26 protein-coding genes and 1 pseudogene are annotated in these 24,348 nt (G+C 43.8%); 23 read left to right on the forward strand and 4 right to left on the reverse strand.

The annotated features are described in order from the left end of the window. Positions 1 to 98: 98 nt before the first annotated feature. Positions 99 to 869, reverse strand: coding sequence for an SDR family NAD(P)-dependent oxidoreductase (locus tag KO473_RS02955; protein WP_005809052.1), 771 nt, complete (start codon positions 867 to 869; stop codon positions 99 to 101). Positions 870 to 1,058: 189 nt separating this feature from the next. Between KO473_RS02955 and KO473_RS02960 the strand changes: the two genes are divergently transcribed. From KO473_RS02960 to KO473_RS02975, 4 genes are all read left to right on the forward strand, one after another. Further along, positions 1,059 to 2,342, forward strand: a complete 1,284-nt coding sequence (locus tag KO473_RS02960; RefSeq protein ID WP_005819305.1) for a DEAD/DEAH box helicase — start codon at positions 1,059 to 1,061, stop codon at positions 2,340 to 2,342. A 440-nt stretch (positions 2,343 to 2,782) separates the two neighbouring features. Continuing rightward, entirely contained in the window at positions 2,783 to 2,992 is a 210-nt protein-coding gene (locus KO473_RS02965; RefSeq protein ID WP_005776445.1) for a YtxH domain-containing protein, read from the forward strand. 26 nt (positions 2,993 to 3,018) lie between these two features. Continuing rightward, positions 3,019 to 3,384 (forward strand): phage holin family protein, encoded by a 366-nt coding sequence (locus KO473_RS02970; protein ID WP_005786515.1) that lies wholly within the window; start codon positions 3,019 to 3,021, stop codon positions 3,382 to 3,384. A gap of 4 nt (positions 3,385 to 3,388) precedes the next feature. Continuing rightward, positions 3,389 to 3,652, forward strand: a complete 264-nt coding sequence (locus KO473_RS02975; protein ID WP_005819304.1) for a hypothetical protein — start codon at positions 3,389 to 3,391, stop codon at positions 3,650 to 3,652. Between the two features lie 65 nt (positions 3,653 to 3,717). Here KO473_RS02975 and KO473_RS02980 read toward each other — a convergent pair whose 3' ends face one another. After that, positions 3,718 to 4,689, reverse strand: a complete 972-nt coding sequence (locus KO473_RS02980) for a type I phosphomannose isomerase catalytic subunit (RefSeq protein WP_005819303.1) — start codon at positions 4,687 to 4,689, stop codon at positions 3,718 to 3,720. A 263-nt stretch (positions 4,690 to 4,952) separates the two neighbouring features. On the opposite strand from KO473_RS02980, the gene KO473_RS02985 reads away from it, so the two are divergent. The 5 genes from KO473_RS02985 to rpiB all read left to right on the forward strand — a co-directional run bounded on the left by KO473_RS02985 (position 4,953) and on the right by rpiB (position 11,296). Further along, on the forward strand, positions 4,953 to 6,050 hold the full coding sequence (locus KO473_RS02985) for an aldose epimerase family protein (protein WP_005819302.1): 1,098 nt from the start codon (positions 4,953 to 4,955) through the stop codon (positions 6,048 to 6,050). 50 nt (positions 6,051 to 6,100) lie between these two features. Beyond that, the gene (locus tag KO473_RS02990) at positions 6,101 to 7,426 is read left to right on the forward strand and encodes an MFS transporter (protein WP_005819301.1); all 1,326 of its coding nucleotides are present in this window, start codon (positions 6,101 to 6,103) and stop codon (positions 7,424 to 7,426) included. Between the two features lie 35 nt (positions 7,427 to 7,461). After that, the gene (gene galK, locus KO473_RS02995; protein ID WP_005819300.1) at positions 7,462 to 8,616 is read left to right on the forward strand and encodes a galactokinase; all 1,155 of its coding nucleotides are present in this window, start codon (positions 7,462 to 7,464) and stop codon (positions 8,614 to 8,616) included. A gap of 154 nt (positions 8,617 to 8,770) precedes the next feature. Continuing rightward, positions 8,771 to 10,780, forward strand: a complete 2,010-nt coding sequence (locus tag KO473_RS03000; RefSeq protein WP_005819299.1) for a transketolase — start codon at positions 8,771 to 8,773, stop codon at positions 10,778 to 10,780. An 81-nt stretch (positions 10,781 to 10,861) separates the two neighbouring features. After that, on the forward strand, positions 10,862 to 11,296 hold the full coding sequence (gene rpiB / locus KO473_RS03005; RefSeq protein WP_005776435.1) for a ribose 5-phosphate isomerase B: 435 nt from the start codon (positions 10,862 to 10,864) through the stop codon (positions 11,294 to 11,296). A gap of 209 nt (positions 11,297 to 11,505) precedes the next feature. Here rpiB and KO473_RS03010 read toward each other — a convergent pair. Next, positions 11,506 to 11,709, reverse strand: a pseudogene (locus tag KO473_RS03010) (hypothetical protein); the annotation flags it as partial. Between the two features lie 285 nt (positions 11,710 to 11,994). On the opposite strand from KO473_RS03010, the gene KO473_RS03015 reads away from it, so the two are divergent. The 14 genes from KO473_RS03015 to KO473_RS03075 all read left to right on the forward strand — a co-directional run bounded on the left by KO473_RS03015 (position 11,995) and on the right by KO473_RS03075 (position 22,565). Continuing rightward, the gene (locus KO473_RS03015) at positions 11,995 to 12,270 is read left to right on the forward strand and encodes a tetratricopeptide repeat protein (RefSeq protein WP_005776433.1); all 276 of its coding nucleotides are present in this window, start codon (positions 11,995 to 11,997) and stop codon (positions 12,268 to 12,270) included. Positions 12,271 to 12,288: 18 nt separating this feature from the next. Next, positions 12,289 to 12,516 (forward strand): ferredoxin family protein, encoded by a 228-nt coding sequence (locus KO473_RS03020; RefSeq protein WP_005776432.1) that lies wholly within the window; start codon positions 12,289 to 12,291, stop codon positions 12,514 to 12,516. Positions 12,517 to 12,527: 11 nt separating this feature from the next. Continuing rightward, on the forward strand, positions 12,528 to 13,610 hold the full coding sequence (locus KO473_RS03025) for a 3-methyl-2-oxobutanoate dehydrogenase subunit VorB (RefSeq protein ID WP_005776431.1): 1,083 nt from the start codon (positions 12,528 to 12,530) through the stop codon (positions 13,608 to 13,610). 52 nt (positions 13,611 to 13,662) lie between these two features. Continuing rightward, positions 13,663 to 13,794 (forward strand): hypothetical protein, encoded by a 132-nt coding sequence (locus tag KO473_RS23655; RefSeq protein ID WP_255632431.1) that lies wholly within the window; start codon positions 13,663 to 13,665, stop codon positions 13,792 to 13,794. 94 nt (positions 13,795 to 13,888) lie between these two features. Continuing rightward, positions 13,889 to 14,650 carry a thiamine pyrophosphate-dependent enzyme gene (locus tag KO473_RS03030; protein ID WP_005776427.1) on the forward strand — a complete coding sequence of 254 codons (762 nt, stop codon included), beginning with the start codon at positions 13,889 to 13,891 and terminating at the stop codon, positions 14,648 to 14,650. Positions 14,651 to 14,668: 18 nt separating this feature from the next. Then, positions 14,669 to 15,211, forward strand: coding sequence for a 2-oxoacid:acceptor oxidoreductase family protein (locus tag KO473_RS03035; protein ID WP_005776426.1), 543 nt, complete (start codon positions 14,669 to 14,671; stop codon positions 15,209 to 15,211). Positions 15,212 to 15,333: 122 nt separating this feature from the next. Beyond that, positions 15,334 to 17,376, forward strand: a complete 2,043-nt coding sequence (locus tag KO473_RS03040; RefSeq protein WP_005819294.1) for a putative porin — start codon at positions 15,334 to 15,336, stop codon at positions 17,374 to 17,376. 8 nt (positions 17,377 to 17,384) lie between these two features. Further along, positions 17,385 to 18,209, forward strand: a complete 825-nt coding sequence (locus KO473_RS03045; protein ID WP_005819292.1) for a transporter substrate-binding domain-containing protein — start codon at positions 17,385 to 17,387, stop codon at positions 18,207 to 18,209. 193 nt (positions 18,210 to 18,402) lie between these two features. Then, positions 18,403 to 19,389: a Gfo/Idh/MocA family protein gene (locus KO473_RS03050; protein WP_005776422.1), complete on the forward strand. Its 987-nt coding sequence runs from the start codon at positions 18,403 to 18,405 to the stop codon at positions 19,387 to 19,389. 218 nt (positions 19,390 to 19,607) lie between these two features. Continuing rightward, on the forward strand, positions 19,608 to 20,129 hold the full coding sequence (locus KO473_RS03055; protein ID WP_005776421.1) for an RNA polymerase sigma factor: 522 nt from the start codon (positions 19,608 to 19,610) through the stop codon (positions 20,127 to 20,129). Beyond that, entirely contained in the window at positions 20,126 to 20,551 is a 426-nt protein-coding gene (locus KO473_RS03060; RefSeq protein ID WP_005800640.1) for a hypothetical protein, read from the forward strand. Before KO473_RS03055 ends, KO473_RS03060 begins: the two co-directional genes overlap by 4 nt. Positions 20,552 to 20,579: 28 nt before the next feature. Further along, complete coding sequence (locus tag KO473_RS03065) at positions 20,580 to 21,029, forward strand: DUF6108 family protein (RefSeq protein WP_005786482.1); 450 nt, start codon at positions 20,580 to 20,582, stop codon at positions 21,027 to 21,029. Between the two features lie 13 nt (positions 21,030 to 21,042). Continuing rightward, positions 21,043 to 21,930, forward strand: coding sequence for an outer membrane beta-barrel protein (locus tag KO473_RS03070; protein ID WP_122130511.1), 888 nt, complete (start codon positions 21,043 to 21,045; stop codon positions 21,928 to 21,930). Positions 21,931 to 22,097: 167 nt separating this feature from the next. Continuing rightward, complete coding sequence (locus tag KO473_RS03075) at positions 22,098 to 22,565, forward strand: nucleoside deaminase (RefSeq protein ID WP_005776417.1); 468 nt, start codon at positions 22,098 to 22,100, stop codon at positions 22,563 to 22,565. A gap of 88 nt (positions 22,566 to 22,653) precedes the next feature. On the opposite strand, the gene KO473_RS03080 is transcribed toward KO473_RS03075, so the two are convergent. Beyond that, on the reverse strand, positions 22,654 to 24,324 hold the full coding sequence (locus KO473_RS03080) for an OmpP1/FadL family transporter (RefSeq protein ID WP_005819283.1): 1,671 nt from the start codon (positions 24,322 to 24,324) through the stop codon (positions 22,654 to 22,656). Positions 24,325 to 24,348 lie beyond the last annotated feature (24 nt).

Consider the following 24,348-nt stretch of genomic DNA (forward strand, 5'->3'; position numbering starts at 1 on the left):
AGTTAATAATTTCGTATCCACTGTTTGAAGGGGACAAAATAATAGAATTTTTATCACCCCACAAAACAATCTTCCTAAAAAACACCTTTTCAGAAATCTCAGCAATCCTTTTTCCTATAAGAAATCGTACCGGTGGCCTGATAAGTGGGCATCACCAATACCTCGGCTATCTGTATATGCTCGGGGGCAGAAGCAGCATAATAAACGGTTTCAGCAATGTCATCTCCGGTCAGCGGACGAATGCCCTTATAAAAAGCATCGGCAGCATCTTTATCTCCACGATAACGGACGACCGTAAAATTAGTTTCCACCATTCCCGGTTTTATATTCGTAACCCGCAGGGGAGTATCTACCAAATCGATCCGCAGACCGTCCGAAAGTGCTTTGACGGCAGCCTTAGTAGCGCAATACACACTTCCACCGGGATAGGCTGCATCACCGGCTATCGAACCGATATTAATAATATGCCCGCGGCTACGCTCCACCATTCCGGGAACCACCATACGCGTGATAGCCAACAATGCCTTAATATTGGTATCAATCATAATATCCCATTCGTCCAAATTTCCTTCAAACTCTTTGTCCACTCCAATCACAAGACCGGCGTTATTCACCAACACATCGATATTTTTCCACTCTTCCGGTAAAGAGGCCAATGCTGCGGAAGCCGCTTTGCGGTCACGTACATCAAACGGCAACAAACAGACACGCACCCCATATTTAGTTTCCAGTTCCTTTTTCAGTTCTTCCAGCTTTGCCACATTACGGGCATTCAAGATCAAGTCCGAACCCTGTGAAGCAAACTTACGTGCACAGCCTTCACCAATACCGCTGCTTGCTCCTGTTATAAAAACGATTTTACCTTTCATTTCTCATATATTAATTTAGATTTCCCATATAATGAGACACAAAAGTACGCTTAAACCTCCGATGATATGCTCTACACCTTAGTTAAATAAGATTAAAGCATTACAGAAAAAAGGATTTACGTCTTACTATTGACCTATCTTTGTGCTATATAACATAACAGAGCCGAGAGGCTCATTCAATTATTGTACATGACATTTGAAAATTTGAATTTGATAGAGCCTATTTTAAAGGCTTTAAGACAAGAGGGTTACACCTCTCCCACCCCGATACAAGAACAGTCAATCCCCATTTTACTTCAAGGAAAAGATCTATTAGGTTGCGCTCAGACAGGCACCGGTAAAACGGCGGCTTTTTCTATCCCTATCTTGCAAAAATTGTATAAAACGGACCATCGCAAAGGGATCAAAGCATTAGTGCTGACACCAACCCGGGAACTTGCGATACAGATTGGTGAAAGTTTTGAAGCATATGGCCGTTACACCGGTCTGAAACATGCCGTTATTTTCGGCGGAGTAGGACAGAAACCACAGACCGACGCTTTACGGGGGGGGATACAGATATTGGTTGCAACTCCGGGCAGATTATTGGATTTGATATCACAAGGATTCGTTTCCTTGAATTCACTTGACTTTTTTGTTTTGGACGAAGCAGACCGAATGCTCGACATGGGATTTATCCATGATATCAAACGCATTCTGAAACTGCTTCCGACGAAAAGACAGACTCTGTTCTTCTCGGCTACCATGCCACCGGAAATAGAGACACTGGCAAACTCGATGTTGACAAAACCGGAAAAAGTGGAGGTAACCCCGGCTTCTTCGACTGTGGATATCATCTCTCAACAAGTTTATTTTGTCGAGAAAAAAGAAAAAAAAGACCTGCTGATTCACTTGCTGAAAGACGCCTCTATCGAGTCGGTACTTATTTTCACACGCACCAAATACGGAGCTGATAAACTGGCACGTATATTGACCAAAGCCGGCATCGGCGCAGAAGCGATTCACGGCAACAAAACCCAGAATGCCCGCCAACGGGCCTTGACCAACTTCAAGAATCACACCCTACGCGCCTTGATAGCAACCGATATCGCCGCACGAGGCATCGACGTAGATCAGCTATCGCACGTGATCAATTATGAGTTACCCAATGTACCGGAAACTTATGTGCATCGCATCGGACGGACAGGACGTGCCGGACATGAAGGTGTAGCCATCTCTTTCTGCGAATCAGAAGAACTTCCCTACCTGAAAGACATTCAAAAACTGATAGGGAAAAACATTCCTGTAGTGAAAGAACATCCGTTTGTCACTGCCGAAGGCGCCAAAGCTCAGGAAGAAAAACAAGAAGAGATTAAGGTCAAAGCAAAAGCCAACAAAGTATACCGTGGAAGCCGGGCGAACGGTGACTTCTGGAGACGAAAAAAACAAAAGCCCAATCAGCCTTCTTCTAATAAGCAAGAAAGAAGGAAATAATCCGTTGCAGGCAGGGTAGATGTGATTTCATTTCAGATCATTGAAGATATATAAGTCAAGTTAATGATAAAAATAGTCAGAAAGCATCATATATACAGAGACATGGTATAAGAAAAAATTTCGAAAACTTATAGATCCATATAAAGGTATGAAGCAACTGTTCCCATTCCGGAACAGTTGCTTTATTGATTAAATATATCACCGATATGAATATTCCCAGATAGAGTTGAGTAAAGAGAGAACAATTGACCTAAAAAAATGAATATTTAACAAAGTATGTACCAAAGCAGTTTCATGCAAACATAAAGAGGAGAAATTTTCGCGTTTTAGAAGCCTCAGATTTAAACAGAGTATTATTTTCTAAAAAAATCAAGGCAAACAGAACAAGTTTTCAATAAAAATGTTAGCTTTGTAATATGATCATTTAAAAACAAAAGATTATGAAAGGACTTAATGTATTAGCAGCTTTTCTGGGCGGTGCAGCCGTTGGTGCAGCCCTGGGTATTTTATTCGCTCCTGAAAAAGGAGAAGATACTCGTCACAAAATCGCAGAGATTCTTCGCAAGAAAGGTATTAAGCTGAATCGTAACGAAATGGAAAACCTCGTTGATGAAATTGCAGCTGAAATCAAGGGCGAGGTAATTGACTAAATGAACAAGACCAAAACAGAGCTATCATGTTTACAGACGATAAAAGCATTGAAAATATCCAGCAACTGTTTGCTGAGTTCAAGAAGTTTCTTGTACTCCAGAAAGAATATACCAAACTGGAATTAACGGAAAAGTTAACTATACTCTTATCCACGTTAATAATGATTTTAGTGCTCACTATCTTAGGTATGGTAGCCCTGTTTTATCTGCTTTTTGCGTTGGCTTATATTCTTGAACCGTTAGTAGGCGGTTTGATGGTAAGCTTCGGCATCATAGCAGGCATCAATGTTTTATTGATTGCCATCATTTATTTTTTCCGCAGGCAACTTATCATTTCGCCGATGGTAAATTTCCTTGCAAATCTATTTCTCAACGACTCCAATAAAAAATGAAGCAATGAACAACAGCACACCTACTCCGAAGAAAATTACGCTGGAAGACATTGCTCAGCGTAAACAAGAAGTGTTGCAGGAAATCTGTGACCAGAAACAAGCCATGGCGGATACCACCCGCCAAATTTTTGCCCCCCTTGCACCTGCCGCCTCCGGCGGTAATGCGTTAATGCGCTCTTTCAATACCGGTATGGCCATTTTTGACGGTGTCATGCTGGGTATGAAAATGATCCGTAAAGTTCGCGGACTCTTCCGAAAAAGATATTAAAAAAACACCCGGACATACATCATTGCATATCCGGGCATCTAATATAAATACGTTGAAGAATGTCCTTACACGTACGTTTCCAGTAACTTCACGTTCCCTTCTTGAGGCACAATGGTCAACTCTTGAGTAGTAGCAGGAAGCAAAACAGTTTCTCCTGCACCCAGTCGCACTTCGTTGCCTTCATTATCTGTCATCAGGCAAGAGCCTTCTATACAAATAAAAATTACGAATGAATCCAGTTCCGAATAATCACAGCTGATCTGTTCACTCATATCATAAACCGAAGTTGTGAAATAAGGACATGCCACCAACTCAACCGGTTCATCTTTCAAAGGTTCGTATTTGGTACGATAATCATCAAGCACTTCGTAGTTGATCGCATCGAGCGCCTGGCTGGTATGCAATTCACGTGTTTTTCCATTAGCGTCCTTACGATTAAAATCATAAATACGATAAGTGATATCCGACGTCTGCTGAATTTCAGCAATAAATGCACCGGCACCAATACTGTGAATACGCCCTGCAGGCAGGAAGAAAACATCTCCCGGATGAATTTCATATTCCTGAAGAACATCTGTAATTGTATTATTGTGCACGCGTTCTTTATATTCTTTCGGTGTAATCTGTTCAGAAAATCCCGAACGCAACTTAGCTCCTTTGTCAGCGCCCACTACATACCACATTTCTGTTTTACCTTTTGAGTTGTGGCGTTTTTTAGCCAGTTCATCGGTAGGATGCACCTGTATAGACAAGTCTTGCTTCGCATCAATGAACTTTATCAGCAAAGGAAACTCATTGCCAAAACGGGCATAGTTTGCTTCGCCTACCAGTTCCTCACGGTATTTTCTCACCATGTCGGTCAGTGTAAGGCCTTTATCGGGGCCGTTAGCTACGACAGATTCGTTGTTCTCAACGCCGGATATTTCCCAGCTTTCCCCAACTCCCTTCAAATCATCATTCAAATGCTTGAACGGGATAATTTTGTCGCCCCCCCAAAGCGTCTGCTTCAGAATGGGTTCGAATTTTAACGGATACATTTTTGTTTTTCTTGTTATAAACTTAGATTAAAAACTCATGATTTTAACAATCAAGGGACAAACATACGAAAAATATCAAATAATACACAGAATCCGAGCTTTTAATTAAAACTAACATGAAAATTTTATCTTCGCATTACAACTTAGGATGCATTCTCTGGAAACGCTAAACTTTCCTAAATCGCCGAACAGATTTACAAAGAATAATTTGGGAGAACGAAAGAATTTCCCTTTATTTGCAAGAAATTTTAATAATACCAGACATGATTAACACATTCCCAACTGAAGGAAATCTGTCAGGGCTCAGCCGGAAAGATTTTCAAAAGGATATAAACGATAAAAAAACCGATTTGTTTATCCTCAAAAACAAGAAAGGAATGGAAGTTGCCGTAACAAACTACGGATGCGCCATTCTATCTATCATGGTTCCGGATAAAGACGGAAAATATGCTAATGTAGTACTCAGCTATGGTACACTGGATGCACTGATGCACGGACCGGAACCTTTCTTAAGCACCACTATCGGACGTTATGGTAATCGCATCGCCAAGGGCAAATTTACCCTGTATGGTGAAGAACATAATCTCACGATCAACAACGGCCCTAATTCACTTCATGGAGGCCCCACCGGATTTCACGCCAGAGTATGGGATGCCGAACAACTTGAAGAGGGAGTGATCCAATTTAACTATACTTCGGCTGACGGAGAAGAGGGTTTCCCCGGTAATCTGGAAGTTGAAATGACTTATCGCCTTGAAGAAGAAGAGAATGCGATTGTCATTGAATACCGTGCCACTACAGACAAAGCAACAGTCGTAAACCTGACCAATCATGGTTTCTTCAATCTGGCAGGTACTGCCAACCCTACCCCGACAGTAGAAAACAACATCGTCACAATCAACGCAGATTTTTATACTCCGATAGATGAAGTATCCATCCCGACAGGAGAAATAGCCAAAGTAGAAGGTACTCCAATGGATTTCCGTACCCCGCACACCATCGGTGAACGAATTAATGATAAATTCCAGCAATTGATACATGGTGCAGGTTATGACCATTGCTATGTACTAAACAAGATAGAAGCGGGTTCTCTGGACCTGGCAGCTACCTGCAAAGAGCCTAACAGCGGACGTACTATGGAAGTATACACCACAGAAGCAGGCGTACAACTATACACAGGTAACTGGCTGGGAGGTTTCGAAGGGACAAACGGAGCAACCTTCCCAGCACGAAGCGCAATCTGTTTCGAAGCGCAATGCTTCCCCGATACACCGAGCAAAGCACACTTCCCGTCGGCTACTTTACTGCCGGGCGATGAATACCAGCAGGTAACCATCTATAAATTCGGAGTTGAAAAATAAATAAGGAAATAACTAACCTCATTTTTATAACTAACAACTTTTTAAAAACCATGACACAACAAAAAAAGAATTATGTGTTGCCTATTGCAATGATGTTTGCGCTTTTTGCAATGATTTCATTCGTAACAGGACTTACTAACCCGCTCGGACTTATTGTAAAAGAGCAATTCCAGGCTGCCAACTGGATGACGCAGCTGGGTAATGCGGCCAACTTCATAGCTTATGCCTTTATGGGACTCCCGGCAGGTATGATGCTCAAAAGAATCGGTTACAAAAAGACAGCCCTCACTGCCGTAGCAGTAGGATTTATCGGAGTCGGCATTCAAGTGCTTTCGGGACAGATGAACTATCAGCCCGGAGAATTGACTGTATTTTGGGTTTATCTGACTGGTGCTTTTGTTTCAGGTTTCTCAATGTGTATGTTGAATGCGGTAGTAAACCCGCTGTTGAATACACTTGCAGGTGGTGGTAAAAAGGGTAATCAATTGATCCAGTTCGGTGGTTCTCTGAATTCTATTTCTGCTACGATCGTTCCGGTATTGGGTGGTTATCTGATCGGTACCATCAGCCAGGATACACGTATCAGTGATGCTAACCCTGCATTGTTCATCGCTATGGGTATCTTCGCTGTCGTATTCATCGTATTGGCCATCATGGACATTCCCGAGCCTCACAAAGAAAGTGCAAGCGATCATAAAGTAAAAGACACTCACAGCCCGCTTTCATTCCGTCACTTCGTTTTGGGAACAGTTGCTATCTTTGTATATGTAGGTGTGGAAGTAGGTATTCCTAACTTTATCAACCTGTTCCTGACCACTTCACCGGATGCAGCCGGTGCCAAAGGTTTCGGTATGGATACGGCTATGGCAGGTTCAATCGTAGGTACTTACTGGTTCCTGATGATGATCGGTCGTCTGTGCGGTGGTGCTTTGGGAGCTAAATTCTCAAGTAAAACTCAGTTGACAGTAGTTTCTTCACTGGCTCTGATCTTCTTGCTGATCGGTATGTTTGCCCCCAGTGCAACAACAGTAGCTATGCCTGTATTTAAAGGAGGCGCCAGCATCGGCTTCGGTATGGAAACAGTACCTGTAGGAATCATGTTCTTCGCACTTTGCGGCCTCTGTACTTCTATCATGTGGGGTGGTATCTTCAATCTGGCAGTAGAAGGATTGGGTAAATACACAGCAATGGCTTCCGGTATCTTCATGGTAATGGTTTGCGGTGGTGGTATCCTCCCGCTGATCCAGGGCGCTGTAGCCGATGTAACCAGCAGTTATATTGCAAGTTACTGGGTTATCTTCGCAGCTGTAGCATACATGCTGTATTATGCACTTGTAGGTTGCAAGAATGTAAATAAGGATATTCCTGTTGAATAAAAACATAAATAATAACTTTTAATACCAAAACGATCATGGATATAGAACACGTAAGAAGTCGCTTCATCAAACATTTTGATGGAACTACAGGATTTGTATATGCCTCTCCGGGCCGTATCAATCTCATTGGCGAACATACCGACTACAATGGCGGATTTGTTTTCCCGGGAGCTATCGATAAAGGAATGATTGCCGAAATCAAGGCAAATGGTACAGACAAAGTAAATGCTTATTCTATCGACCTGAAAGATTATGTTACTTTCGGATTGAACGAAGAAGATGCTCCGCGCGCCAGTTGGGCAAGATATATATTCGGCGTATGCCGTGAAATGATCAAACGTGGTGTTGATGTGAAAGGATTCAATACAGCTTTTTCCGGAGATGTGCCTCTGGGTGCGGGTATGTCCTCTTCAGCAGCTTTGGAAAGTACTTATGCTTTCGCACTGAATGATCTGTTCGGTGAGAATAAAATAGACAAGTTTGAATTAGCCAAAATAGGACAGGCTACAGAACACAACTATTGTGGTGTAAACTGTGGTATTATGGACCAGTTTGCTTCTGTATTCGGAAAAGAAGGCAGCCTGATCCGCTTGGACTGCCGTTCTCTGGAATACCAGTACTTCCCGTTCAAACCGGAAGGTTATCGTCTGGTATTGCTTGATTCGGTTGTAAAACATGAACTGGCTTCATCAGCATACAACAAACGCCGTCAGAGCTGTGAAGCTGCCGTAGCTGCTATCCAGAAAAAACATCCTCATGTAGAATTCCTGCGTGACTGTACAATGGATATGCTGGCAGAAGCAAAAGCTGATATCAGCGCAGAAGATTATATGCGTGCCGAATATGTTATCGAAGAAATCCAACGCGTACTCGATGTATGTGATGCTCTGGAAAAAGGAGATTACGAAACTGTAGGCCAGAAAATGTACGAAACTCATCATGGCATGAGCAAACTTTACGAGGTAAGTTGCGAGGAACTCGACTTTCTGAATGACTGCGCTAAAGAATGCGGCGTAACCGGCTCACGTGTAATGGGTGGTGGTTTCGGTGGTTGCACCATCAATCTGGTAAAAGACGAATTGTATGACAACTTCATCGAAAAAGCCAAAGAATCATTCAAAGCTAAATTCGGCAGAAGCCCGAAAGTATATGATGTAGTTATCAGTGACGGTTCAAGAAAACTGGCATAAAGATTTAAAAACTAATATTCAGAAGGCAAGGCACATCCTAAACAGATGTGCCTTTCTTTTTGTTATGTAAAAAAGCTATCTTTTTATGGTAGATAAATCCCACTAAAAGGTTATCTTTGCGAAAAATCTGAAAAAACTAAATTAATCAATAGATATGAACGATAGTAAACTTATGAATCGTGCGGCTGATAATATCCGCATATTAGCTGCGTCGATGGTAGAAAAAGCCAATTCGGGACACCCGGGAGGCGCCATGGGCGGTGCTGATTTTGTGAACGTACTCTTCTCTGAGTTTTTGGTATACGATCCGCAAAATCCACGTTGGGAAGGTCGCGACCGCTTTTTCCTCGACCCGGGACACATGTCACCGATGCTTTATTCCGTATTGGCTTTCACCGGAAAATATACATTGGACGAATTAAAGCAATTCCGTCAGTGGGGCAGCCCTACTCCGGGACACCCTGAAGTGAATGTAGACCGTGGCGTTGAAAACACTTCCGGCCCGCTGGGACAAGGACATACTTATGCAGTAGGTGCAGCCATTGCAGCAAAATTCCTGAAAGCCCGCTTCGGCGAAATAATGAACCAGACTATCTACGCATACATATCTGACGGAGGTATCCAGGAAGAAATTTCCCAAGGTGCAGGCCGTATAGCCGGTACACTCGGACTGGACAACCTGATTATGTTCTACGATTCAAACGACGTACAGCTTTCTACCAACACAGAAGATGTGACAACCGAAAACGTAGCCATGAAATATGAAGCATGGGACTGGAAAGTAATCACAATCAACGGCAATGACCCGGACGAAATACGTAAAGCTTTGATTGAAGCCAAAGCTGAGAAGAGCCGTCCGACCCTGATCATCGGTAAAACCACCATGGGTAAAGGAGCACGCCGGGCAGATGGAACCAGTTATGAAGCCGATTGTGCAACACACGGTGCACCGTTAGGCGGTGACGCATATGTAAATACAATCAAGAATCTGGGTGGAAATCCAGAAGCTCCATTCACTATATTCCCCGAAGTGGCCGAACTGTACGCAAAACGCGCGGAAGAGCTGAAGAAAATTGTTGCCGGAAAATATGCAGCCAAAGCAGAATGGGCAAAGGCGAATCCCGAACTGGCCGCTAAATTGACAGAGTTCTTCTCAGGAAAAGCCCCGAAAGTAAATTGGGATGCCATAGAACAGAAAGCAGGCGGAGCAACCCGTGCCGGATCTGCAACCGTATTAGGTGCATTGGCCACTCAGGTAGAAAATATGATCGTGTCTTCGGCTGACTTGTCTAATTCAGACAAAACAGACGGTTTCCTGAAAAAGACCCATGCATTCAAAAAAGGCGACTTCAGCGGTGCCTTCCTGCAAGCAGGAGTTTCTGAGTTGAGTATGGCTTGCATCTGCATCGGTATGTCTCTGCACGGAGGTATTATTGCTGCATGCGGTACATTTTTTGTCTTCTCGGACTACATGAAACCGGCTCTTCGCATGGCTGCCCTGATGGAGCAACCGGTGAAGTTTATCTGGACTCACGATGCATTCCGTGTCGGAGAAGACGGACCTACTCACGAACCGGTAGAGCAAGAAGCACAAGTACGTCTGCTTGAAAAGCTGAAAAACCATAAAGGACACAACTCGATGTTGGTACTCCGTCCGGCAGATGTAGAAGAAACAACAATTGCGTGGAAGCTCGCCATGGAAAATATGTCGACTCCTACAGCACTGATCCTTTCACGCCAGAACATCGTTAACCTGCCCGTAGGAACCGATTATTCACAGGCTGCTAAAGGTGCTTACATCATTGCAGATGCCGATGAAAATCCAGATGTAATCCTGGTAGCTTCGGGATCGGAAGTTTCCACACTGGTTGCCGGTGCCGAACTTCTGCGCAAAGAAGGTGTAAAAGTCCGCATCGTTTCTGCTCCGTCCGAAGGATTGTTCCGCAATCAAAGTAAAGAATATCAGGAATCGATACTCCCTGCAGGTGCCAAAGTATTTGGTCTGACAGCCGGACTACCGGTGAATCTTGAAGGTCTGGTAGGATCCAACGGTAAAGTATTCGGTCTTGAGTCCTTCGGTTTCTCCGCACCATACAAAGTACTGGATGAAAAGCTTGGATTCACAGCAGAAAACGTATACAATCAGGTAAAATCAATGCTCTGATCAATCATTCAATGTGCTAATGTGCCAGCTCTTCCGGACTGGGGCATTAGCACATTCACTATATTAGCACATTAAAGAAAAATGAAGAAAATTGGAATTTGTTGCGACCATGCCGGTTTTGAATTAAAAGAATATGTAAGAGGTTGGCTGGAAGCAAAAGGCTGGGAATACAAAGACTTTGGAACATACTCGACAGACAGCTGTGACTATCCCGACTTTGCCCACCCGCTGGCTCTGGCTGTAGAAGCCGGTGAATGCTATCCGGGAATTGCCATTTGTGGCAGTGGAAACGGTATCAGTATGACACTTAACAAACATCAAGGTATACGTGCGGCACTTTGCTGGTCAGCAGAAATTGCACACATGGCACGCCTGCACAACGATGCAAACGTACTGGTCATGCCCGGCCGTTATATCAGTACCGAAGAAGCGGACATGATTATGACGGAGTTCTTCTCGACTGAATTTGAGGGCGGACGCCATCAAAAACGTATTGATAAGATCCCGGTAAAGTAAAACCATACGGTCTCATATCAGTAGAACGCCAATTCTTATAATAATACGAGGCTGTGTCGAAACTCACCACGGAGTAAGACAGAGTAGCACAGAGTCTTTTTTTTGCTAATAATCAACAACTTAAAATCATCTCTGTGTTACTCTGTGTCCTCGGTGGTGAGTTTCGACACACCCTCTTCTATTTACAGGCAATCCGGCATACTTCTCTATCAGTGCTTCTCCTTACGTTCAAACTCACCTTCTTCAGTATAGTATTTCCACGTACCTTTAGGTTGATTATTTGCATACTTCCCACGGAATTTCAGTTTACCATTTTCGTAATATTCACGGTAACGACCATGACGTTTTCCTTCTTTAATCTCCGCTTCGCTTTTCAAAGCACCTTCCGGATAAAACTCCCGTAATACATTTCCCGGAAGAAGAAGTTCATTGATTACCAAGTGATAAGAATACCTTAAATTAAGCACATTAAGATATAAAAAACATAATTCTTCAAAAGTCTGATATAATCAAAGAATTGTAAACAGTAGGAGCTACAAATACCTACAAACACATCAAAAGAGTATCAGATTGACAAAGAGGCATACTATACTCAGATCTCTATTTTTTTCGGTTTTCCTATTTTTCACAATAGAGATGAACAGGTTAAAAGATAAAAAGCTATCTTTGTGACTCAATAATCCGGAAAATCAAAAGATATGGATCAACTGAAAACCATCAAAGAGCTTATCAACCAAGGAGATATAGAAAAGGCGCTTCAGGCACTTGACGAATTTCTCCGGACTGAACCAGTCGGAAAAGATGAAGCTTACTATCTGATGGGAAATGCTTACCGCAAATTGGGAGACTGGCAAAAAGCTCTCAACAATTATCAATCCGCCATCGAACTCAATCCCGACAGCCCGGCTCTCCAGGCACGCAAGATGGTGATGGATATTTTAAATTTCTACAATAAAGATATGTATAATCAATAAACGTAATAAAGACAGATTATGGCAAAAATCAAAGGAGCAATCGTAGTCGACACGGAGCGTTGCAAGGGGTGCAACCTGTGTGTGGTAGCTTGTCCGCTCAACGTAATATCCCTCGCCAAAGAGGTGAATGTAAAAGGGTATAATTATGCCCAGCAGATTCTTGAAGATACCTGTAACGGATGCAGTTCATGCGCAACTGTATGCCCGGACGGATGTATCTCTGTTTATAAAGTTAAAGTAGAATAAAAGAAAAGAATATGGCAGAAGAAGTTGTATTAATGAAAGGAAACGAAGCCATCGCCCATGCGGCCATCCGCTGTGGTGCCGACGGATACTTCGGATATCCTATTACTCCGCAATCGGAGGTGTTGGAAACTCTTGCCGAACTGAGACCCTGGGAAACTACCGGTATGGTAGTTCTTCAGGCAGAAAGTGAAGTGGCAGCTATCAATATGGTTTATGGCGGTGCCGGCAGCGGCAAAATGGTGATGACTTCATCATCAAGCCCCGGTGTCAGCCTGAAACAGGAAGGTATCTCTTATTTGGCAGGTGCCGAACTTCCATGTCTGATCGTGAATGTGATGCGCGGTGGTCCCGGATTGGGTACCATCCAGCCCAGTCAGGCAGACTATTTCCAGACAGTGAAAGGAGGAGGGCATGGCGACTATAAACTTATCGCACTGGCTCCGGCATCTGTTCAGGAAATGGCAGATTTTGTCGGACTCGCTTTCGAGCTTGCGTTTAAATATCGCAATCCGGCAATCATCCTTGCAGATGGTGTCATCGGACAGATGATGGAAAAAGTCGTTCTTCCTCCCGCCAAAGCTCGTCGTACGGAAGCAGAAGTCATAGCACAATGTCCTTGGGCTTCTACCGGAAAGACGAAAGACCGCAAGCCCAACATCATTACTTCACTGGAGTTGCGTCCGGAAGAGATGGAAAAGAACAACCTGCGCTTCCAGGCGAAGTACAGAGTAATTGAAGAAAACGAAGTACGTTTCGAAGAAATAGACTGCGAAGATGCAGAATATCTGATCGTAGCTTTTGGCTCAATGGCACGTATCGGTCAGAAAGCCATGGAGCTGGCACGTGAAGAAGGCATTAAAGTCGGTATGCTTCGTCCCATCACTTTATGGCCGTTCCCGACAAAAGCAATTGCCGAGTATGCCAATAAGGTAAAAGGTATGCTGGTAACTGAGCTGAACGCCGGACAGATGGTAGAAGACGTCCGCTTAGCGGTAAACGGAAAAGTGAAAGTAGAACATTTCGGCCGCCTGGGAGGCATTGTGCCTGACCCGGACGAAATAGTAACTGCATTGAAAGAACAATTAATCAAATAACTACAGTACGATGAATCCCGATAAAATAAGAAACGTATTGAACATACTGTTTATGATATTGGCCCTGGCGGCTATTATCACCTACTTCGTAGCGAAGGATGACTTTAAGGTGTTTATCTACGTATGCGGCGCGGCAATCTTTGTCAAGCTGATGGAGTTTTTTATACGGTTCACCAACAGATAAGTTTCTGAGTTTTTGTGTTTTCAAATCCGTGAGACTTAAAACCTCCGAACTTAAAACCATAAGTTCAGTGACTTAAAGATTAAAAAAAGAAGTTATGACGAAAGAAGAAATAATCAAGCCCGAGAATCTGGTTTATAAAAAACCGACTCTGATGAATGACAATGGCATGCACTATTGCCCGGGTTGCAGCCACGGCGTAGTACATAAACTGATTGCCGAAGTAATTGAGGAGATGGGATTGGAAGACAAAGCAGTCGGTATCTCACCTGTAGGTTGCGCTGTATTCATATATAATTACCTTGACATCGACTGGCAAGAGGCTGCCCATGGACGTGCACCCGCACTTGCTACAGCCATCAAGCGCCTCTGGCCTGACCGCCTGGTATTTACTTACCAGGGAGACGGCGACCTTGCCTGCATCGGTACGGCAGAAACCATCCATGCACTGAATCGTGGTGAAAATATTACGATTGTCTTCATCAACAACGCCATCTACGGTATGACCGGAGGACAAATGGCTCCTACAACCCTGATGGGAATGAAGACGGCTACCTGCCCTTACGGACGTGATCCGGAACTCCATGGCTATCCGCTGAAGATTACTGAAATCGCTGCTCAACTGGAAGGTACAGCTTACGTAACCCGCCAATCGGTACAAACAGTTCCCGCCATCCGAAAAGCTAAAAAAGCGATTCGTAAAGCATTCGAGAACTCAATGAACGGAAAAGGTTCCAACCTGGTAGAAATCGTTTCAACCTGTAGTTCCGGATGGAAAATGACTCCGGAGAAAGCCAACAAATGGATGGAAGAACACATGTTCCCGTTCTATCCTTTGGGCGACCTGAAAGATAAATAATAATTTAATATTATTAAGATGAAAGAAGAAATAATTATAGCAGGATTCGGTGGACAGGGTGTACTGTCTATGGGAAAGATTTTAGCTTACTCCGGACTGATGGAAGGCAAAGAAGTGACCTGGATGCCGGCTTATGGTCCTGAACAACGTGGTGGTACAGCCAACGTTACAGTCATTGTAAGCGACGACAAAATATCCTCACCGATTTTGAGTAAATATGACACGGCCATCATTCTGAATCAGCCTTCACTTGAAAAGTTCGAAAGCCGTGTGAAGCCGGGAGGTATCCTGATTTATGACGGATACGGAATCATTAACCCTCCTACCCGCAAAGACATCAAAGTATACCGCATCGACGCAATGGACGCGGCCAACGAGATGAACAATGCCAAGGCATTCAACATGATTGTACTGGGAGGATTACTGAAGCTTCGCCCCATCGTTACATTAGAGAATGTAGTGAAAGGCCTGAAGAAAACATTACCCGAACGTCACCATCACTTGATTCCGATGAATGAAGAAGCCATCAAAAAAGGTATGGAACTGATCAGAGAGGTTTAAGCCGACCGAGAATTGAGAATCGAAATTTAAAAATTATTAGCTATGCCACAGCCCGGGAAACCGGATAATTTTTAAAATTCAATTCTCAATTCTCATTTTAATAAGTATCTTTGCGGCTAATTATGAGACGAATCCTACTTACATATATACTCCTTGTCGTAGGTTTACTGACCGCACAGGCACAGTTCAATCCTACACAACAAGTCGATCCCCGTACCGGTAGAGATGCCAACGGTAACCAGATAGACCCGGCCATGCGGGTGCATGAGGACAGTACAGACGTTGAAATACAAGGACTTCCCCCAAAACTCTATATGTGGCATGTCAGCGAAAACCTGGGAACAATCCAGAAAATACCCGCTGATACGGCAACCCACATGTTTCAAAACACCAATTTAGTGGAAGGCCTGAGAGGGCATTATAATTATCTGGGTAACTTAGGTTCTCCCCGCCTGTCACGCCTCTTTTTCGAACGCCGTGACGCAGAACCGACCATTTTTATGGAGCCATTCTCCAGTTTTTTTGTCCGTCCTGACGAATTCAACTTTACTAACAGTAACGTGCCTTTCACCAATCTTAGCTATTATAAAGCCGGTAATAAAGTGAACGGAGAGGAGCGATTTAAGTCCTATTTCTCAGTAAATGTAAACAAACAACTGGCATTTGGTTTCAATTTCGATTATCTGTACGGACGGGGATATTACAACAATCAAAACACTTCTTTCTTTAATGCCGCACTCTTCGGAAGTTATATAGGCGACCGCTACGAAGCGACATTGCTTTATAGCAACAACTATCTAAAGATGAATGAAAACGGCGGTATCACCGATGACCGTTACATCACCCGCCCGGAAGAAATGGCAGAGGGAAAAAAAGAATATGAATCACAGAACATCCCCACCTTGTTAAGCAAAAGTGCCAACCGTAACAAAGACTTTTATATATTCCTCACCCAACGTTACAAACTGGGATTCACTCGTGAAGTGGCCAAAGCCAAAGACGATACCACCAGTACGGAAAAGACGGAATTTGTTCCAGTTACCAGCTTCATCCATACAATGAAAGTGGAACGTACCCGCCACCAGTTCACTTCGGAGGACGAATTGTACAAAATCTACCCGGAAGCTTATATCCAGCCGGGCAATAAGCTGGTGAATGACTCTACCAGCTATATCGGAGTAAAAAACACGTTAGGAATCGCCCTGCTCGAAGGTTTTAATAAATATGCCAAAGCCGGGTTGACTGCTTTTATCTCACATAAGCTAAGTAATTACCGGCTAATGGACAGAGACTCCGTGAGCGTAGATAAATACAGTGAACACGAAGTTTTTGTCGGAGGTGAGTTGGCCAAACGGCAGGGAAAAACGCTCCATTACCGTGCCATGGGCGAAGTTGGTATTCTGGATAAAGCGATTGGTCAGTTCCGTGTCAATGCCGATCTTGACCTGAACTTCCGCTTATGGAAAGATACGGTCAGCTTTATTGCCCGCGGATCGATCAGCAATACCCTTCCGGCATTCTATATGCGTCATTATCATTCTAAATACTTCTACTGGGATAATGACAATATGAACAAAGAGTTCCGCACACGCCTGGAAGGCGAGCTGAACATCGAGCATTGGCAGACCCACCTGAAAGCCGGAGTAGAAAATATTAAGAACTATACGTACTTCAATCAAAAGGCACTCCCTCAGCAGAATGACGGTAATATTCAGGTACTTTCCGCCACTCTGTCGCAGAATTTCCGATTGGGTATTTTCCATCTGGACAATGAAGTGACCTGGCAAAAGTCGAGCAACACTACCGTATTGCCCTTGCCGGAGCTTTCACTTTACCATAATTTCTATATTCAGACGACCTTGGCAAAAAAAGTGCTTCATGTGCAGTTGGGAGCCGATGTACGCTATTTTACCAAGTATTATGCCCCGGCGTATACTCCGGCCATCCAGCAGTTCCATCTGCAACCGGAAGACGATCAGGTAAAGATTGGCGGTTACCCCATCATCAATGTATATGCCAACCTGCAACTGAAGCGTACACGTCTTTTCGCAATGATGTATCACGTCAATCAGGGAATGGGTAACTCGAATTACTTCCTGTCGCCCCACTATCCCATCAATCCGCGCCTGTTTAAGATCGGTGTTTCCTGGAACTTCTACGATTAATCGCTACCATGAATCTATTGAAGCCTAAATATCTGAAATATGTAGTATTAGGACTGATATCAGCCCTCGTTGTCACATTCTGGCCTCGTAAAGAGAAGCCGCAAGGACATCCGCGCGACTACGCAGAGATCGAAGAAAGCGGCATCCTCCATGCTGCCACAGAATATAACTCCATCAGTTTTTATGTGGATGGAGATACCGTTTCGGGATTTCATTATGAATTGATAGAGGCATTTGCACGTGACAAGGGCTTGCAAGTACAGGTCTCTCCGGTGATGAGCTTCAACCAACGGCTGGAAGGATTAGCCAATGGCACCTATGACGTAGTAGCTTATGGTATACCGACAACAAGTGAACTGAAAGACTCTCTGCTCCTCACCTCACCCATTATCTTGAGCAAACAAGTCCTGGTGCAACGCAAAGCCGAAGAGAACGACTCGCTTGCTATCAGAAGCCAACTCGATCTGGCCGGCAAAACACTGAACGTAGTAAAAGGTTCTCCATCCATTCTTAGAATACGCAACCTCAGCAATGAAATAGGTGATACAATCTATGTAAACGAAGTAGAAAAATATGGTTCCGAACAACTGATTGCGATGGTTGCGCATGGGGATATCGATTTTGCCGTATGTGACGAGAGCATCGCCCAGATAGCCGTAGATTCATTGCCTCAACTCGATATTAATACTGCTATCAGTTTCACCCAATTTTACTCGTGGGGAGTCAGCAAGCACTCCCCTGCTCTGCTCGATAGCCTGAATACATGGCTGTCCGACTTCCGAAAGAAAGGTGAATATCAGGCCATCTATCGTAAATACTACGGAAAGCAGTAACAACTCCCTCCCCTTCTTTCCAATTCATTTAAAGACTACGATTACCAGTTGCGCAACTGGTAGCATACGGAGTTGTGCAACCGGAGAATGTTAACTAAGAAACGGGCACAGACAATCTCTATTATGATAACTGTTAATCATTCGTCGCTTTCAGCAGAATTGAGTATATTTGCGGATGGATAAATAAAAAAATATGAGCGATAAGATTATAAAATGGGGATTCATTGGTTGCGGAGAGGTGACCAAATACAAAAGTGGACCTGCTTTTCAGAAAGTAGAAGGCTCCAAAGTAGTGGCAGTCATGAGCCGTGACGGTAAAAAAGCCAAAGCCTATGCTAAAGAGCGGAACATACCGAAGTGGTATGACGACGCACAAGAGTTAATAGACGATCCGGAAGTAAATGCCGTATACATAGCCACTCCGCCCTCTTCGCACGCCACTTATGCCATTATGTCCATGAAAGCCGGAAAACCGGTATATATCGAAAAGCCAATGGCGCAAACTTACGAAGAATGCGCCCGTATCAACCGTATTTCTCAAGAGACAGGAGTACCTTGCTTTGTAGCTTACTACCGGCGCTATCTGCCTTATTTCATGAAAGTCAAGGAACTGGTAGACAAAGGAACTATCGGAAATGTGATTAACGTGCAGATCCGTTTCGCCCAACCCCCACGCGACTTGGATTACAACAGAGAGAACCTGCCTTGGCGTGTACAGGCAGACATTGCCGGAGGAGGATATTTTTATGACCTTGCCCCCCACCAGATCGATCTTCTACAGGAAATGTTCGGTTGTATTCTTGAAGCCAGCGGATATAAGAGTAACCGTGGGGGACTTTATCCAGCAGAAGATACATTGAGTGCTTGTTTCCAGTTCGACAACGGCTTGGTAGGAAGCGGTTCATGGTGCTTCGTTGCCCATGATTCGGCTCGCGAAGACCGCATTGAGATTATCGGTGATAATGGCATGATCTGTTTCTCCGTATTCACCTATGACCCTATTGCCCTTCACACCGAAAGAGGACGTGAAGAAATAGTTGTAGAAAACCCCGAACATGTGCAGCAACCTTTGATTCAAGCTGTGGTAGACCATCTTCTTGGAAAATCGATTTGTTCCTGTGACGGCGAAAGTGCCACAACGACCAATTGGGTCATGGATAAAATACTTGGAAAGATCTAAACGATAAACGTTTTAGACTATGAATGAATCATGCAACGCTAAACGATCAACGATCAACGGTGAACAATGACTGATGAACAATAGAGATTGTTTTTTCCTTATGCCTTCGGCTTATTAAAGCACCATTCGTCATTGATCGTTCAGTGTTGATAATTACTTCATCGTTTTTTTTCTTTTCCATGTCACGTTTTCCTTCCTCTTCCGTCTTGCTTATGTAAATGGAACTAAAACAATTCAAAATAGCCGTTCTTCCACTCCGCGACAAATTGCTAAGTTATGCGCGGAAGTTGACCGATGACCATTCGGATGCCGAAGATGCCGTGCAAGAAGTAATGCTGAAACTATGGAACCTCCGTCTAAAACTGGACGAGTACCACAGCATTGAAGCACTTGCCATGACAATGACGCACCATACCTGTATGGACATCTGGCGGGGAAAACATCCCGACAACCTATCGCTCGACAGCGTACAGGCTGCCAGCCCGGTTGCCACCCCCGAACGCTTACTGGAAGAAAAAGACGAATTCCGCCTGATGCGCGAAATAATCGGCACGCTACCGCCTCTGCAACAAACCATCCTAAGGATGAAAGATGTAGAAGAGTATGAAACCGAAGAAATCGCCGAAATAACAGGATGCAGCTCCGAAGCCATCCGCAGCAATTTATCCAGGGCACGAAAAAAAGTGAGAGACATTTACCTGCAAACCATACAACAAAGAAAAAGGAGAAACGAAGCATGAATATAGAAGAATTATTGAACAAGTATTTTGAAGGAGAAACCACCTGTGAGGAAGAACGTGAGCTCCGCCGTTTTTTCACCCGGGGCATCGTACCGGAACATCTGCAGATGTACCGCCCGATGTTTGCTTTCCTCAACGAAGAGAACCGGCAGAGCAAGACTGCCGTCCCCGAAGTTCCGAAAACTTCTGTCCCTCTGCGCCGCCGTCTACTTTACATATTCAGCGGAATGGCTGCCGGAATATTGCTTATATTGGGTATTGCCGGTCTCAACCGACATTTCAACACCTCAACCGCTAATTATGTAATCATTGACGGGAAATGCTATACCGATGCCAAACTGGTACGCGAACAAGCCATGATCGCGTTTCGTGATGTCAGTATCAGCGAGGAGGAAGTATTCGCTACGCTGTTCTCCGAATAAAAAAAGAAAATAATAAAAGAAACGAAGTATGAATAAAGTCATTCGCACCACATGGATTATCCTGCTACTTACTGTCGCCTCCGGCATGGCAAGAGCACAACAGGGACTACAAATAGCTTCCGTATTCCAGAAATACGGTAAACAAAAAGGAGTGACTATGGTAGAGCTGTCCAACGAAATGCTGGAAACCTACCAGATGACTCTCTATAAAAGCCTTGTCTTCAAAGATGTCGAGGAAGCACTGCCCACCATTCTCAACTGTCTGGATGCCGACAAAAAGAAAGCTAAGAAAGTGAAGGAAGTGGTGGCAGGCGGCCAAATCCAGTCCGGCTATTATCAATTGCCCCAGCTAAAGGAAGACGTCAACCGGTTCATCCTGTTCAAAACCGGCAAAAAAGGATCGGCTACCTTGATTTACATCGAGGGCGAGTTGGATGCAGACGATTTGGTAACCATGTTATTTATGAAAAAAAACTAAACATTATAAGAATATGAAACACATTTATTTATTACTGTTTATGCTGATCCCGATGACGGGAATGGCTCAAGAAGGCATTTCTCAAGACACGACTCTTTACGTCAACGGACGCAAAATCCTGATTAAAGAAAACGAGGGGAAAATAAAGGTAAAACTTTACGAACAGTCTTCGCACGGCGATACGATAGAGAACGATCAGATTTTTGAGGGAATCTATACGGACGGACAAACCACCGAACGCCGCACGGCATTCACCGTCCCCTTCGTCAAAAGAAAGAACCACTATCGGTTCGACCCGCATATTGCCGGATTCTATATGGGATACACACGGCTCTCTGACGGCATCAATTTCAATACTCCTGACGGACTGAATATAAACGCCAACAAGTCCTGGGAAATCGGTTTCAATCTGTTTCAAGGCTCCCTGACACTCTCACGTGATCGCCAATGGGGTATAACGACCGGTTTAGGCTGGGGATACCGCTCTTTCCGTCTGAGCAACAACTATGCCTTCAGACAAATAGAGGGAGTCACCGGCATTGTTCCGGGCGTTCCCGACGAGGAAGTGTATACCAAAAGTCGGTTACGTTATTTCTACTTCCGCATTCCGGTAGCCCTGGAATGGCAAAAAAAATTCAGCCACAGCAACGGCCCACTATTCTTTTCAGCCGGACTTGAAGCGGAAATCCGTCACGGGGCCAAGTCGAAAGCAAAAGTCAACGGACATAAAAAGAACCTGGACAGTAACCTGAATGTCCACCCGGTAGGCATTAACCTCCTGGCACAAGCAGGTTACGGTGACATCGGAGTGTATTTGCGCTACTCTACCTACAGCCTCTTCGAGCACAAAAAAGGTCCCGAACTTTATCCCTACTCTTTCGGCCTCTGCTGGTATTGGTAACAGGAAGCCTGACGGATGGCAACTATATCCCCCGTCCAATGGCATCAACAGTCTGACTATTCAAAAAGAATAAGCTGATTTCTCTGCCGGAAGGAACAATCTATCGTTCATATTGTTTATATTTGCAAAAAGCGTATAACAATATTAACGATAGATTTTTATATCACATGACCAAAGAAGAACTAATGAGGAAAGCCATCGAACTTTCCAGGGAAAATGTAGCAAACGGAGGAGGTCCCTTCGGAGCTGTCATAGCAAAAGATGGAGAAATAGTGGTCACAGGCGTCAATCGTGTAACAGCCTCATGCGACCCTACCGCCCACGCAGAAGTAACCGCCATCCGTGCTGCCGCCTCAAAACTGGGAACTTTTAACCTGAGCGGTTACGAAATTTATACTTCCTGCGAGCCCTGCCCCATGTGCCTGGGTGCTATCTATTGGGCACGATTAGACAAGATGTACTATGGCAATAACAAGACAGATGCCAAAAACATCGGGTTCGACGACTCGTTTATCTACGATGAACTGGAACTGAAACCGGAGAACCGCAAACTACCATCCGAAGTATTACTCCACGACGAAGCAATCAAAGCTTTTGAGGAGTGGATGGAAAAAGAAGATAAGATAGAATACTGATAAAACAAGAATCCCCGTAGAACACTGCATCGTCCTTCGGGGATTTCTATACACACAAAAGTTATAATTTAATTGCTTGGGAATCTGTTTAGAAACGCAGACCTAAAGTAAACAATACTTGGCTACGGGTATTTGTTACTTTGGTTGTTTCCGGTGTCAGCACCGTAGTTGCGTTGTTCTCCTCATACTTATTTACGAACGGATAGAAATCTTCTTTATATGCAGAGAATTTATAAGCCAAATCTGCATAGAACATAGATCCACGATATCCAATACCCAAAGTATAATTGCTCAAAGCTTTCGTATTTGCCCAGTCAGTATCTGTCTGAATAGAATAATAAGGCATATCTTTGAAAGCATCTCCATGGAAAATTGCCGAAGAGTAATTATAACCGGCACGCAAAGCAAACTGGGGAATCACTTTATATTCAAGGCCAAGACGGAGGGTATTTACACCTTTCATCATAGGTCTCGTACTATTTTCAAACGTAAACTCTGAACTTGAACCGGTCGGTCCTCGGAACTTCATCGTTGAATAATCCTGATATTCATATTCAGCACCTAATGCCAGACTGGTACCCACGGTGTATCCTAAACTTACATTGTAAGTCCACGGAGTCTGAAGCCGGAATTCACGTACCATATCTCCATTTCCGGGTAACTTATCCCTCGTATCTATAGACCACTGATCTATCTTCCCTGTCTCAACATTCAACACATCCGATTCCAAATAAGCACTGGTCTTATAATCCAGATTATAGAATGTAGGAGTATGGATAGCAAGACCGATACGGAACGGAGAATCTTCGAACGGACGAAGAATCGTACCTAATTTTACATCAAAGCCGGAACCTCTTACTTTATTCCAACTTCTTAAGTTGTAATTCTGTGGTGCATGCGCTCCTGTATATGCTTCGGAATAATAAGTGTACTTACTATAATCAACAGCATATGCTCCAATAGTCAATCCCAAATAAAACCGATCATTAAAATTGAAAGCAATATTAAAATCATACTGATCGATTCCTCCACGTTCCTGTGAGCTAAAGTTGGCAACACCATCATCATACATACCATAATAATTGCCCGGTGTTGTATACAATGGTTTACCATTGACGTCATATCTTTGATTCCCATCTTTATCCACATACGGAGAATTAGGCTTGCCGGCTGCATTCATTTTATCAGTTGTAATATCACTAATCAACCAACCGTCATATCCCAATATGGAAAGCCATCCTATCTCCGGATCATCGTAAGGATGATCTCCCCATTTTGATATACCGCTTGCCTGTTCGGCCATCTGATAGGTCTGCGAACTGTTACCAAGTCCTCCTGCCATCTTCATATTCTTATAAAAAGACTTAGCCTTGTGATAGTTAAATCCAAAATTCACATAACGCAAAGAAGTTTCATTGCCAATCTTAGATGCAAATACAAAACCCAGATTATCAAAAGAACCTTGCATTTTATCCGACTTAAATTTATCTCCCAAATATTTGCTTTCCGTCCCGTATGAAGAAAAGCCGAAAGAAGTCATAAAATCATTACTGCGATAGATACCGATACCGGCAGGATTCGTTCCGATTGTAGAGATATCCCCCCCTAAAGCTCCCATGGCGCCACCCATGCCGACAAAACGGGCGGTTCCGTTCAAGTCCTTTCCTGTTATCTTGGCAGCATCGTACACAGTCTGTGCACTTATCGGGGCTGCTGCTACCAACAGCCCCAAAGTTGCTAAAGTAATTATTTTTTTCATCGTCAAATGCTTTTTTAAGTTAAT

The organism is Bacteroides sp. HF-4919 (assembly GCF_018860125.1).

What these genes read in the sequence shown, in the direction of transcription:
- KO473_RS02955 (WP_005809052.1), bottom strand. Translation starts at nt 869, where the DNA reads ATGAAAGGTAAAATCGTTTTTATAACAGGAGCAAGCAGCGGTATTGGT.
- KO473_RS02960 (WP_005819305.1), top strand. Translation starts at nt 1,059, where the DNA reads ATGACATTTGAAAATTTGAATTTGATAGAGCCTATTTTAAAGGCTTTA.
- KO473_RS02965 (WP_005776445.1), top strand. Translation starts at nt 2,783, where the DNA reads ATGAAAGGACTTAATGTATTAGCAGCTTTTCTGGGCGGTGCAGCCGTT.
- KO473_RS02970 (WP_005786515.1), top strand. Translation starts at nt 3,019, where the DNA reads ATGTTTACAGACGATAAAAGCATTGAAAATATCCAGCAACTGTTTGCT.
- KO473_RS02975 (WP_005819304.1), top strand. Translation starts at nt 3,389, where the DNA reads ATGAACAACAGCACACCTACTCCGAAGAAAATTACGCTGGAAGACATT.
- KO473_RS02980 (WP_005819303.1), bottom strand. Translation starts at nt 4,689, where the DNA reads ATGTATCCGTTAAAATTCGAACCCATTCTGAAGCAGACGCTTTGGGGG.
- KO473_RS02985 (WP_005819302.1), top strand. Translation starts at nt 4,953, where the DNA reads ATGATTAACACATTCCCAACTGAAGGAAATCTGTCAGGGCTCAGCCGG.
- KO473_RS02990 (WP_005819301.1), top strand. Translation starts at nt 6,101, where the DNA reads ATGACACAACAAAAAAAGAATTATGTGTTGCCTATTGCAATGATGTTT.
- galK (WP_005819300.1), top strand. Translation starts at nt 7,462, where the DNA reads ATGGATATAGAACACGTAAGAAGTCGCTTCATCAAACATTTTGATGGA.
- KO473_RS03000 (WP_005819299.1), top strand. Translation starts at nt 8,771, where the DNA reads ATGAACGATAGTAAACTTATGAATCGTGCGGCTGATAATATCCGCATA.
- rpiB (WP_005776435.1), top strand. Translation starts at nt 10,862, where the DNA reads ATGAAGAAAATTGGAATTTGTTGCGACCATGCCGGTTTTGAATTAAAA.
- KO473_RS03015 (WP_005776433.1), top strand. Translation starts at nt 11,995, where the DNA reads ATGGATCAACTGAAAACCATCAAAGAGCTTATCAACCAAGGAGATATA.
- KO473_RS03020 (WP_005776432.1), top strand. Translation starts at nt 12,289, where the DNA reads ATGGCAAAAATCAAAGGAGCAATCGTAGTCGACACGGAGCGTTGCAAG.
- KO473_RS03025 (WP_005776431.1), top strand. Translation starts at nt 12,528, where the DNA reads ATGGCAGAAGAAGTTGTATTAATGAAAGGAAACGAAGCCATCGCCCAT.
- KO473_RS23655 (WP_255632431.1), top strand. Translation starts at nt 13,663, where the DNA reads ATGATATTGGCCCTGGCGGCTATTATCACCTACTTCGTAGCGAAGGAT.
- KO473_RS03030 (WP_005776427.1), top strand. Translation starts at nt 13,889, where the DNA reads ATGACGAAAGAAGAAATAATCAAGCCCGAGAATCTGGTTTATAAAAAA.
- KO473_RS03035 (WP_005776426.1), top strand. Translation starts at nt 14,669, where the DNA reads ATGAAAGAAGAAATAATTATAGCAGGATTCGGTGGACAGGGTGTACTG.
- KO473_RS03040 (WP_005819294.1), top strand. Translation starts at nt 15,334, where the DNA reads ATGAGACGAATCCTACTTACATATATACTCCTTGTCGTAGGTTTACTG.
- KO473_RS03045 (WP_005819292.1), top strand. Translation starts at nt 17,385, where the DNA reads ATGAATCTATTGAAGCCTAAATATCTGAAATATGTAGTATTAGGACTG.
- KO473_RS03050 (WP_005776422.1), top strand. Translation starts at nt 18,403, where the DNA reads ATGAGCGATAAGATTATAAAATGGGGATTCATTGGTTGCGGAGAGGTG.
- KO473_RS03055 (WP_005776421.1), top strand. Translation starts at nt 19,608, where the DNA reads ATGGAACTAAAACAATTCAAAATAGCCGTTCTTCCACTCCGCGACAAA.
- KO473_RS03060 (WP_005800640.1), top strand. Translation starts at nt 20,126, where the DNA reads ATGAATATAGAAGAATTATTGAACAAGTATTTTGAAGGAGAAACCACC.
- KO473_RS03065 (WP_005786482.1), top strand. Translation starts at nt 20,580, where the DNA reads ATGAATAAAGTCATTCGCACCACATGGATTATCCTGCTACTTACTGTC.
- KO473_RS03070 (WP_122130511.1), top strand. Translation starts at nt 21,043, where the DNA reads ATGAAACACATTTATTTATTACTGTTTATGCTGATCCCGATGACGGGA.
- KO473_RS03075 (WP_005776417.1), top strand. Translation starts at nt 22,098, where the DNA reads ATGACCAAAGAAGAACTAATGAGGAAAGCCATCGAACTTTCCAGGGAA.
- KO473_RS03080 (WP_005819283.1), bottom strand. Translation starts at nt 24,324, where the DNA reads ATGAAAAAAATAATTACTTTAGCAACTTTGGGGCTGTTGGTAGCAGCA.